This window comes from Streptomyces sp. NPDC057474 (genome assembly GCF_042802555.1).
Taxonomy (GTDB): domain Bacteria; phylum Actinomycetota; class Actinomycetes; order Streptomycetales; family Streptomycetaceae; genus Streptomyces.
Genome location: NZ_JBHVDX010000025.1, coordinates 1 through 11446, shown reverse-complemented (window position 1 = coordinate 11446; position 11446 = coordinate 1). Strand labels below are relative to the sequence as shown.

The window sequence follows — 11446 nt, the reverse complement described above, 5'->3', positions numbered from 1 at the left end:
GTTGTTGGGGCTGCCGGTCGATGCGGAGGTGCGTATGAAGAGGGCGACGATCGGGATCGTGGCTGCCGGGCTGGTCCTTACGGGTGCGGGAGCCGCGCTCGCGGTACAGCAGGGGAGCATCCCGAAGCTCGAAACAAGGGGCGTCGAATTCACGGACGGGCACTACAAGTTCAACCCTCCGGGGACCAACCACGGGTCCTTCGAGTGGTCCGGGTTGCTCCGGGACGTCAACGCCGGTGACGGTCACAACGTGTATGTGCAGGTCAGGGTCGAGGGGCATGGTTGGGCGCGGTATTACGGGAAGCAGCGGAGGGCGGTGCGCGTGCACCACTCCGACTGGAGCGGAGCGCAGCGGTATACGGACGACGCGAGCATCCGAGTGTGCCGTGACCGTGGTTCTCTGCGCCCGGACAACTGCTCGCCGGCCCAGAGCTTCGCGTACCGCCGCGACTGAGCCCTTCCCGCATCCACAGCCCAGGCGGTCTCGCCTGGGCTCGTGCTCTTCCTAGGGGAACGAGATCAATACATCAGAAGTCCTTTCCGCCAGGGGGGTCGACCTTCTCTACGGCGAGACTCCCGCGGTCAGGAACGCGGAGATCGCCCTGCGCCGGGGCGAGGTCGTGGCGATCACCGGGCAGAGTGGTTCCGGGAAGTCGTCCCTGCTGTACTGCCTGGCCGGGGTACTGCCGGTGGCTCGCGGTGAAGTCCGCTTCGAAGGACGGCGGCTCGCGGAACTCGACGACGAGGAACTCAGCGAGCTGCGCAGAGAACGGTTCGGGTTCGTCTTCCAGTACGGAGAACTCCTGCCCGAGTTGACGGTGGAGGAGAACACCGCGCTTCCGCTGCGGCTCGCCGGGCAACGGAAGAAGGAGGCGCTCGCGGCAGCCGGAGAGGTGCTGGGGCGGCTCGGTCTCGCGGACTTGTGTGAGCGACGCCCCTCACAGGTGTCCGGCGGTCAGAGCCAACGTGTCGCGGTGGCTCGTGCGTTGGTGCACCGGCCTGCGGTCGTCTTTGCCGACGAGCCGACCGGATCGCTCGACAGCTCCAACGCGACGGCCGTACTGGAGGAGTTCCTGACCCTCGCCCGCTCCCAGGGGACGGCCGTGGTGCTGGTGACGCACGACTCCCAGGTGGCGGCCCGCGCGGACAGCCGCTTCACGATGTGCGACGGCATCCTCTCGGCCGAGGTACGGAAGGTGTCGTGAAGGAACTCCTCCTGGGGCTCCGGCTGTTGCTGGGTGCCGGACGCGGGAGCCGTGTGCGCTTCCTGCTCATGGTCGCGGGCAGCGCGATCGGTGTGTGCTGCTTGGCTGTTGTCCTCGCGATTCCCGGGATTCTGGATGCACAGGACGGGCGCAAGGCGGCACGTGTCCCGGACTGCATCCGGGAGATGAACGGGGTGAATTGCGTCGCGTCCGAAGGTGACCCCTACGAACTGACCAGAACGGACCCCTACGGCTCGGAACCGCTCACCCGGGTCTTTCTGGCCCGGGGCAGCAGGCGTATCGAGCCTCCACCGGGCTTGAGGCAACTACCTGCCCCGGGCGAGTTGTTCGTCTCCCCCCGGTTGCGCAAGGCGCTCCAGCGGGAACCCGCCCTGGTCCAGCTTCTGCCAGGTGAGGACAAGGGGACCATCGGCGCCCAGGGGCTGGCTCATCCCGACGAGTTGTACGCGTACGTGGGTGTCGGCCGGGACGAACTCGAAGGCGGCGGCGACCGTGTGACGACCTTCGGCAAGAGCTACACCGACGATCCCACCCTGGAACCCTCAACGCTCGACATCGTCCGCTTCACTCTCGCCGGCGTCGTACTGCTCCCCCTGGCAGTGTTCCTCTCCGTGTGCGCCAGGCTCTCCGCGGCCGCCCGCGCCCGACGACTGGCCGCGCTGCGTCTGTTGGGCCTGAGCAGGAAGGGCACCCAGCGAGTCAACGCCGCCGAGACCGTCGCGGCCGCGTTGTTCGGTGCCGTGCTCGGACTGGGCTTCTACTGGATCGCCAACCAGCTCGTCTCGCGGATCGGCCTGCCCGGCTTCAGGTGGTATCCCCCCGACGGGGAGCTGACCCTGTCCACGGTTCTGGTCTGCGGCGTCGGCTGCCCGGCACTCGCGTGGTTCGTGGGCCGCGCCAGTGCCGGGAAAGCCGCGGCGAATCCGCTGGCCGTGCGGCGCAGCGCCGTGGAGAAGCCACCGGGCAAGTGGGGGCTGCTGCCACTCGTCCCGGGAATGGGCATCGTGGCCGGGTACTGCGTGGCAGGTGCGACAGGCCACCCACCCAGGGACACCGCACTGTCGTCGGTCCTGATGCCGCTCGCCGTGGTGCTGGTCGGTGTCGGGCTCGTGATGCTGCTGCCGGTCTGTTCCCGGACCCTGGCACAGAGGGTCGCCCGCTCCACCCGCTCGGTCTCCATCAGCCTCGCCATGCGACGCAACGAGACCGAACCCGGAGGCGCGCTGCGGGTGGCGACCGGGCTGGTGATTCTGGTCTTCGCGGCGTCGTTGGTGCAGGGCGTGCTGATCGAACTGGATCAGGTCTCCAAGAACACGTCCCCTGTCCAGACGTACAACATCTCCCTCTCGGGGACCACGGCAGACCGGCAGCGGGCATGGGAGGAGGTGGAAGGTGTCCGCGGGCATGCGGTCATCATGAAGTCACGGTCGAATTCCGGCGTCGGCCGATGGGCTCCGAGTCTCGAAGCGGTGGTCGCCACATGCGATCAACTGCGCAGGATGGTGACGATGGCCGACGGATGCGTGGACGGCCGCCCCATGAGGCTGTGGGATCCGGACCAGGTGCAGGAAGAGGCCGACAAGCCAGGGGCACGCTTCCCCTTCGACCTGTGGCACGAAGGGCATCGGCGTGTCATGCAGGTGAAGGTGCCTGGAGAAGTTCTTCGGTACAGCGACGACATCGAACTCCCGGTCTTCCACAGCGGCGCCGTACTGCTTCCTCCCTCGGCGGTCCCCGCTGAGCATCGCCCCGACGACGCCACCCTCACCCTCCTCAGCAGTTCGGCCCCCGAAACCGTCCGGGCGGTTCTCGACGGCATCGGCGGTGTGGACCCCACCACGGAGGTCGACACACCGGGCGTGGTCGTCACCTCCCTCCAGCAGATCACCGTGGTGAAGAGTCTCCTGGGCATCGGCATGGTCCTGGGGTTGATCATCGGCGTGGCCTCCTACCTGGTGGCCGCCACGGACCGTGCCGTGGAGCGGAAGCCCCAGGTCACCGCCCTGTCCCTGCTCGGCGCCCGCCCCCGCACCCTGCGGACCGTGCAGGTCGCCCAGGTGGTCGTACCGTTGGCCGTAGGTCTCGCCCTGGCCGTGGTGACGGGCAAGTTGGCCGAGTCCAGCTACCTCGTGACCGGGGGCGGCGCCATCTACTGGGACGGCGCCGGGGTTCCACTCCTGCTGGCCTGCGCGGTCGGTGCGGTGGCTGTGGCCGCGGTCGGTGCGCTGCCACTCGTCGGGCGGCGGATCGATCCGGAGTTGATCCGGCGGGACTGAGCGATGGCGGTGGGAGATGCGAGAGGGCGGAGTGGGCCGGGTATTCGATGTGTCCATCGTTTCTGCCGGGTGGCGGGGCGCTCGCGCGAGGAGAGCGCCCCGTCCGGCTCCACGGCCGTCAGCTTCGGAACGGGCCCGTCACCTCGTAGGTGATGCCGCCCGATGAACTGCCGCTCGTGCCGCGTTGGCTGGAGAAGTAGAGGCGGCGGCCGTCGGGGGAGAAGGCGGGGCCGGTGATCTCGGAGGAGGACTGGCCGTCGATGCGGAGGAAGGGGGCGATGGTGTCGTTCGGGGTGATGAGGCAGATCTCCATGTTGCCGCCGTCCTCCGCGACGAAGAGGTCGCCGGAGGAGGTGCCCGTGACGTTGTCGACGCCGGTGAGGGGGGCCGTGCCGCCGGTGACCAGGGAGTCGTCGTAGGCGAGTTCGATGGTCTGGGCTGCCGCGTTGTACTGCCAGACGCGGTTGTCGCCCTTCGTCGTGAACCAGCAGGTGTTGTCGGCGTAGTAGCAGCCCTCGCCGCCGTTGAAGCGCTTGGCGCCGGAGACCTGGTTGCGGGTGGCGGTGGCGCCGGTCGGGTCCGGGACCCGGGACCAGGTCACCGGGCCGCTGGTGGCGGTGCCGGCCACCAGGACCTCGAGGGTGCCCGAGGACAGGTCGCCCCAGGTCGTCGGCCGGAAGCGGTAGAAGCAGCCGTCGGTGACGTCCTCCGTCATGTAGATGACACCCCGGGTGGGGTCGGCCGCCGCCGCCTCGTGCTTGAAACGGCCCATCGCGTCCCGGCGGACCGCCGCCTTCGCGCCCCACGGGTCGGTCTCGTAGACGTAGCCTCGGTCCACCTCCTCGCAGGACAGCCAGGTGTTCCACGGGGTCTTGCCGCCGGCGCAGTTCTGGCGGGTGCCGGACAGGATGCGGTACGCGGACGTGACCGCGCCCGTCGACGAGAACCGCACCGCGCTCGCGCCGCCGGACGGATTGATCTCCGAGTTGGAGACATAGATCCAGCCGGTGCCGTCCGCGTAACAGGCGCCGCCGTCGGGGGCGTTGTGCCAGGTGTACGAAGTCCCGGTGACCGTCTGGCCGGAGCGGGCGATCACCCGGCTGGTGAAGCCGCTCGGGAGCCTGATGCCGTTGGCGTTCGGCGAGCCGAGTGCCCCGTACGGGCCGGCGCCGGGCTGAGCGGGCGCGGCGTATGCGGCGCCGCGCCACAGGGTTCCGCCGAAGGCGGTCGATGTGCCGCCGAGTACGGCCGCGCGCAGGAGAGTACGACGTTCCACTGTCGCTCCAAGAAGTGCCTTGACCGGCCCGCCTGCCGGTCGGCGGCGGGGTCGCGCGCTGATGGAACTTAGGGGAGCGTGATTGACGGGGCATGGACAGCCCATGACTCTACGGCGGCGTTCACGGATGACACATGGGTGGCGCACAGGGATGGGCGGGCCGAAGGCCCGAAAGGGCCGCGCAAAACTGCGCGATCAGCCACGTACTACAACAGCCACGTACTACAACAGCCACGTACTACAACAGCCATGTACTACAACAGCCATGTACTACATCAGCCACGCACTACCTACCCGCAGTCGCCGTACGACGTATCGCCCCCAGTCATTGGCGGCGGCGGCGTGCTCATGCGGAGCCACACGCGGCTGTCCGCTCAAGCCGGCAGCCGTGGAGCCTCGCGGCGGCGCTGACCCGGGCGCCCTCCGAAGCCGTGACCGTGTGGGTGTACCGGCGGTTCCGCCGACGGAAGGCGGACCACGGCGTCCAACCCACCCGTGGCGGCCTCGCGGAGCGCCACCTCGCCGCCGCTGGCGTGGGCGAGGCGCTGGACGAGGGAGAGTCCGAGGCCGGTGCCGCCCTTGGGGGCGCCGGGTGCGCGCCAGAAGCGGTCGAAGGCGCGGGCGCGTTGGTCGGGCGTCATACCGGGGCCTTCATCGGTGACGTGGAGGTCGACCCAGCTGGGCCGGGCGTCGCGCAGCGCCCGGCGGGCGGGGACGAGGAGCCGTAGCTCCATGGTGACCGTGCTGTGGGCGGAGGAGGCGCGCAGCGCGTTGGAGAGGAGGTTGTCGAGGATCTGCTCCACCGCTCCGGGGACGGCCGTCACCGGGCCGACCACGCCGGCGAAGAGGACCAGTGAGACCCCCTCGCGTTCGAACAACGGCCCCCAGGTACGGTGCCGTTCCACGCAGATCGCGCCCAGGTCGACCTGGGCCGGGATGGCCGCCGCCTCCTCCAGACGGGCCATCGCCAGCAGACCCTCGACCATCCGGGCCAGCCGGTCCGTCTCGGTGACGGCCGCGTCGAGACTTGGCCGGGCGCGCCGGGCGATGTCCGGCTCCAGGTTCTCCAGCCGTAGCCGCAGCGCCGCCAACGGGGTCTTCAGCTGGTGCGAGGCCTCACCGGCGAAGGCCCGCTGGGAGGCCAACAGATGTTCGAGGCGGGCGGCGGTCGTGTTGAAGGCCGCCGCGAGACTCCGTACCTCCGGCGGGCCCGAGGTGACCACCACACTGGTGGCCGCACCGCCCTCGGCCAGCCGGTGCGTGGCCTCCTCCAACTGCCGGATGGGTCGGCCCGTCCAGCGCGCGAACGCGAACGCCACCGCGGCCACCCCGGTGAGCACCGCGAGTCCGGCCAGCGCCAGCACCAGCCAGACCGCGAACACCCGGGCGTGCACCATGGTCGTCGGGAGCGTGATGCGTACGGCGCCCTGCGTCAGTGCACCCGAGTCTGAGCCCGTCCCCGTTGCTGTCCCCGTTGCCGTCCCTGCGGCTGCGGCTGCGCTTGTGCTGGTGATCGAGTCGGTGCCCGCGCCCGAGTCGGTGCCGGTAGCCGCCGTCGCGTGGCCGACCGGAGCCGCCACGGACAGGTAGTGAACGCCGCCCGTCGTCGTCGTACGTACGTCGTTGGTGGCGCGGCCTCGGAGCGCGGCGGAGATCTCGGGTTGGGACGGGAGGGTCTGTTCCTCGTCGTCGGACAGAGAGTGCGAGGAGGCCAGCAGTTTGCCGTCCGCGTCGACGATGACGACCTTTCCGCCGATGCGTTCGGCGCAGTGCCTGGCCCGTTCGACGAGTTCGTCCTGGCGGCTGGCGGCGAGGGACAACGCGGCGTACGCGGCCACCGACTCGGCCTCGTCGTTGGCCGAGTTGACGATCCGCTCGCGTTCGGCCCGCGAGTAGACGAAGCCCAAGGGGATCTCCAGGCCGAGCAGAACCAGGGCGGCGAGGCTGAGGTAACTCAGCAGCAGGCGTCGGGTCATGACGCCCTGGCCTCGGGTGTGCGATGCCTCCCGGGCCCAGGGCCACGCCCACGGCCATGCCCCGGCCCCTGTCCCCGTCCGTGACTCTGGGGCTGGCCCTGGCCCTGGCCCTGGCCCTGGCCCTGGCCCGGTCCCGGCGTCTGCCCGGGGGCGCGTACGGCCAGGCGGAAGCCGACACCGCGCAGGGTCTGGATCCACGCCGGGTCGCCCAGCTTGCGGCGCAGGGTGGCGACATGGACGTCCAGTGTCTTGGTCGGGCCCTGGTAGTGGTCGTCCCAGACGCGGTTGAGGATCTGCTGCCGGGAGTAGACCGCGCCGGGGTCCTCGGTGAGCAGCGCCAGCAGTTCGAACTCCTTCGGCGTCAGCGCGACCGGCACCTCGCCCACCCACACCTGGCGGGTCCGCCGGTCCACGACCAGCGGGCCGGGCGGCGGTGGAGCCGAACCGTCGTCGGCCGTCGCCGGGCCGGAGGAGTCACGAGGCCCGGGCGGGACCTGTTCGTACATGGGGGGCTCGTAGACGGGGGCTTCGTACGCCGGGCTCCCGAAAGCGGGCGTGCCGTGCGCCGGGGCCCCGTACATCGGCGAGCCGTGCGGGGGAGTGCCCTGCGCGGCGGCGCCGCCGAACAGCGGGTTCCCGAAGGCCGGGTTGCCGGGGACGGCCGGGGTTCCGTGCGCGGGGGTGCCGTCGAACGGCGTTCCCCGCATCGGTGCTCCCTGCGCGGGGGGTCCCTGCGTCCGTGCCCCACGGGTCGACGCTCCCTGGGTCCCGTGCGCCGGTGTTCCCTGGGCCGGCGTCTCGTACGCGGCCGACCAGTCGTACTGGGCCCCGTCGGCCCCCGCGCCGAAGCCGGCCCTACGGTCGCCCGTGTCCCCGGCGCCGACACCGGTCCCACGGCCCGCGTCCCCGAGGCCGGTCCCACGGCCCGCGTCCCCGAGGCCGGTGCGACCGGAGCCCTCGTCTCCGACGCGGCTCGAGCCCTCGGCCCCGAGATGGTTCCCGGCCCTGAGATGGTTCCCGGCCCCGAAATCGTTCCCGGACCCGAAATCGCTCGCGGCCGCGAAGTCGCTCCCAGCCCCGAAACCAATCCCGGACCGGCCTCCGACACCGCCCTCGCCCCCGGTGGTCGACTCCCGATGAGCCGCCAACTCCTGGGCAGACGGCACCTGTTGGGTGAACGCCTCACTCCCGGCCCAGGCCCCGGCCCAGGCCCCGGCCCGGGCCCCGGCCCCGGTCTCGATCCCAGCACCGGCCTCGACACCGGCCCTGGCCTCGACGTCGGCCACGGTCCCCCTCCCCACCCCCGCCTCAGCCACCACAACCCCAGCCACCACCCCAGGCACGACCCCGCCCCCCGGCCGCAGATGACGTCGCGACACCGCCCGTATCCGGGCGACCAGTTCGCGGATGCTGAATGGTTTCGCCAGATAGTCGTCGGCGCCGAGTTCCAGGCCCAGCACGCGGTCGGCCTCCTCGCCGCGCGCGCTGAGGATGATGATGGGGACGTCGGAGGTCCGGCGGATCCCGCGGCAGACGTCGATGCCGTCCATGTCGGGCAGGCCGAGATCCAGCAGGACGACATCGCCGTGCGGACCTCTCAACCCGTCGGCGCCGGTGGCCACATGGTGGACCGTCAGGCCGAAGTGCCGCAGCCCGTCGGCGAGCGGTTCGGCGATCGTCTCGTCGTCCTCGATGAGCAGCACTCGTACGCCCATGGCCGCCTGTCTCTCCAAGAAGTCGGGACAACACGAGACCCGTGCTGTGGGGCGCCACGCTACAAGAGACCGAACAGGAACGTGCAGGGAATCCGAAGCAGTGTGAAATGACCCTCAGAAACCGCTTGTATTCGGTCGCCCGACCTGCGGCGAAGGGGTGTCCGGCCGAAATCTATGGAAAACCTGGTGCCGCTTTAGTGTTCGCTTAACCTTCCTCTGGTCATCGCCGCCCTACGGTCGTAACAGCTGGTCGGAACCACTTCAGGGAGGCAGGATGAAGGCGTTGCTGGATCGCGCCCGGTCGTTCAAGCGACGGGTCGACTTCGAGAGCGATGAATACCGGAAACTCGCCGTCGGACAATTTCCCGAGGCGCTGTTCATTACCTGCTCGGACTCGCGGGTGATTCCCGCCCTGATCACCGGGGCGCGCCCCGGCGAGATATTCGAGCTGCGAAATGCGGGCAACATCGTGCCGCCGCACGACGCGTACGGGGCCGCCTCCGGTGAGGCCGCCACCATCGAGTACGCGCTGGAGGTGCTCGGCGTTCAGGACATCGTGGTGTGTGGTCATTCCCACTGCGGCGCGATGGGCGCGCTGAAGTACGGCGCCGACCTGTCCGGCCTGCCCAGGGTGGACGCGTGGCTCGACTACGCCCGGCCCGCGCTCGAACCGGTCCTGGGGGACAACGGCGGCGGTACCGATGTCGACAGCGGCACCGACGGCGGCGGCGCCGGCCGTGACGCCACGTCGTCGTCCGAGGACCCCGCCCTGCGCGAGGTCGTCCAGCTCAACATCCGCAACCAGCTCGCCGTCCTGGGCGACTACCCCGTCGCCCGGCGGCAACTCGACGCCGGACGGCTCCGGTTGCACGGCTGGTACTACGAGATCGACACCGGCAAGGTTCACGAACTGGACGCGGACGGGGGCTTCCAGGTGCACGGCTCATGAGCGGCGCACACGGACGACGACATGCGGGGGGTGCCCGCAGGGCAGCCAGGAACAGCCAGACCGGCATGCCCGGGTACGCCCCCGACGCGCCCGCCGGGTACGCCCCCGACGCACCCGGGTACGCCCCCACCGAGCCCGCCGGGTTCTTCCCCAACACGCCCGAGTACAGCCGCGGTTCGCCGGGCCCGAACGCGACCGAGGATCCAGGCCCAGGCCCAGGCTCAGGCCCAGACCGGTCGGCCCCCGGTTCCAAGGGCCCTCGCGGCGGAGCCCCACGCGGCCGTATCGACTTCGCTACCGAGATCACCGCGTCCCTCGTCGTCTTCCTGGTCGCGCTGCCCCTCTGTATCGGCGTGGCTGTGGCCTCCGGAGTGCCGGCCGAGCTGGGCATCATCTCCGGGGTGATCGGCGGTCTGGTGGTCGGCGCGGCGCGTGGCAGCACGCTCCAGGTCAGCGGACCGGCGGCCGGCCTCGCGGCGCTCGTCGCGGAGACGGTCATGGAGTTCGGCGTCGCGATGCTCGGCGTGATCGTCCTCTTCTCCGGCATCCTCCAGATCGTGCTGGGCCTGGTGAAACTGGGCCGGATGTTCCAGGCGATCTCCCTCGCCGTCGTCCAGGGCATGCTCGCGGGCATCGGACTGCCGCTGATGTTCAGCCAGCTGTACCCGATGTCCGACTCCAAGGCGCCGGGCACCCCCTTGGAGAACATGGCGGGCGTCCCCGGGCTGATAGCCGACACCGCGACCAACCCGCAGGCGCTCATCGCCGCCGGGCTCGGGGTCGTCACGATCGTGCTGAGCTTTCTGTGGAAGAAGGCGCCGGGGCCGGTCAAGAAGGTCCCGGCCGCGCTCGTGGCCGTCGGGATCGGAATCGCGGTCGCCTCGTTGCCGGGCGTCGAGGTGAAGACGCTCCAGGTCGGCAATCTGCTGGCGTCCGTGGACATGCCCGGGCCGGAGCAACTGTCCGGGCTGGCCGACGCCGGCATCATCACGGCGATCCTCACGTTCACCGTGATCGCGTCGGCGGAGAGCCTGTTCACCGCCGCCGCCGTGGACCGGATGCACAGCGGCCCGCGCACCCGCTACAACACCGAGCTCATCGCCCAGGGCGCGGGCAACACGATCGCCGGTGTCCTCGGCGCGCTGCCCATCACGGCGGTCGTCGCGCGCAGCTCGGCGAACGTCCAGGCCGGCGCCAAGACCCGCCTCTCCCGTACGCTGCACGGCCTCTGGCTGCTCGCCTTCGCGCTGCTCCTGCCGCAGGTGCTGGCGCTGATCCCGATCTCGGTGCTCGCGGGTGTCCTCGTGCACAGCGGGTGGAAGCTGTTCGCGCCGGACGAGTTCCCGAAGATGTGGCGGCAGGACCGGGGCGAGTTCGCGGTCATGACGCTGACGACGTTGGTCATCACGGCGACCGCGCTGCTCGAAGGGGTGCTGTTCGGGCTGGCCGCGGGTGTGGTGCTGGCCGCGCTGCGCATGTCGCAGACCGTCATCCGGCAGCACATCGAGGACGACACGGCGAAGGTCGTGATGGCGGGCAACGCCACGTTCCTGCGGCTGCCGAAGCTGATCGACGCGCTGGAGAACGCGGCCGCCTCCGGCAAGCCGCGCATCCGCCTCGACCTGCTCGGGGTGACCCACCTCGACCATGCCTGCCGCAGCCAGGTCGAGGAGTTCGTGGCGCAGCAGCGGGGGGCCGGGCTGCGGGTGGAGCTGCTGATGCCGGATCTGACGGACACGGGCACCAAGGTGCCTGCGGCGGCCAAGCCGGTGGGGCTTGACGAGGAGCCGGCGTTCACGGGGGCATCGGTGCCGGATGTCGAGCTGGATCCGGCGGAGGTGTGGGACTACGCGACCGTCGGTACGGCGGCGGTGGGGGGAATGGGACAGATGCCGTCCGGGTCCGGGCCTGGGCCCGGGCCCACCGCCGAGTGGTTCTATCTCGACACTCGGCCCATGCCGGGTGTGCCCGAGTCCCGGCCGCCGCTGTTGCGCCGGGGGCGCGATTGGTCGGAGTAGCCGGATTGGT

Annotated in this window: 8 protein-coding genes; 5 read left to right on the top strand and 3 right to left on the bottom strand. The window is 70.6% G+C overall.

Annotation, left to right across the window (positions count from 1 at the left end):
- Positions 1 to 34 precede the first annotated feature (34 nt).
- The 3 genes from ACFU53_RS10070 (at position 35) to ACFU53_RS10060 (ending at position 3502) form a co-directional block, all read left to right on the top strand.
- A complete protein-coding gene (locus ACFU53_RS10070) occupies positions 35 to 454 on the top strand; it encodes a hypothetical protein (RefSeq protein WP_383988520.1) in 420 nt (139 codons plus the stop codon).
- Positions 455 to 518: 64 nt separating this feature from the next.
- Positions 519 to 1205, top strand: a complete 687-nt coding sequence (locus tag ACFU53_RS10065) for an ABC transporter ATP-binding protein (RefSeq protein ID WP_383988664.1) — start codon at positions 519 to 521, stop codon at positions 1203 to 1205.
- Entirely contained in the window at positions 1202 to 3502 is a 2301-nt protein-coding gene (locus ACFU53_RS10060; RefSeq protein ID WP_383988517.1) for an FtsX-like permease family protein, read from the top strand. The genes ACFU53_RS10065 and ACFU53_RS10060 overlap by 4 nt, the downstream gene beginning before the upstream one ends.
- Before the next feature lie 118 nt (positions 3503 to 3620).
- On the opposite strand, the gene ACFU53_RS10055 is transcribed toward ACFU53_RS10060, so the two are convergent.
- The 3 genes from ACFU53_RS10055 to ACFU53_RS10045 all read right to left on the bottom strand — a co-directional run bounded on the left by ACFU53_RS10055 (position 3621) and on the right by ACFU53_RS10045 (position 8469).
- Entirely contained in the window at positions 3621 to 4778 is a 1158-nt protein-coding gene (locus ACFU53_RS10055; RefSeq protein WP_383988514.1) for an alkaline phosphatase PhoX, read from the bottom strand.
- A gap of 374 nt (positions 4779 to 5152) precedes the next feature.
- Positions 5153 to 6754, bottom strand: coding sequence for an ATP-binding protein (locus tag ACFU53_RS10050; RefSeq protein WP_383988511.1), 1602 nt, complete (start codon positions 6752 to 6754; stop codon positions 5153 to 5155).
- Positions 6751 to 8469, bottom strand: a complete 1719-nt coding sequence (locus tag ACFU53_RS10045) for a winged helix-turn-helix domain-containing protein (protein ID WP_383988508.1) — start codon at positions 8467 to 8469, stop codon at positions 6751 to 6753. The genes ACFU53_RS10050 and ACFU53_RS10045 overlap by 4 nt, the downstream gene beginning before the upstream one ends.
- A 274-nt stretch (positions 8470 to 8743) precedes the next feature.
- On the opposite strand from ACFU53_RS10045, the gene ACFU53_RS10040 reads away from it, so the two are divergent.
- The gene (locus tag ACFU53_RS10040; RefSeq protein ID WP_383988505.1) at positions 8744 to 9418 is read left to right on the top strand and encodes a carbonic anhydrase; all 675 of its coding nucleotides are present in this window, start codon (positions 8744 to 8746) and stop codon (positions 9416 to 9418) included.
- 65 nt (positions 9419 to 9483) lie between these two features.
- Positions 9484 to 11436, top strand: coding sequence for a SulP family inorganic anion transporter (locus ACFU53_RS10035; RefSeq protein ID WP_383988502.1), 1953 nt, complete (start codon positions 9484 to 9486; stop codon positions 11434 to 11436).
- Positions 11437 to 11446: the final 10 nt, after the last annotated feature.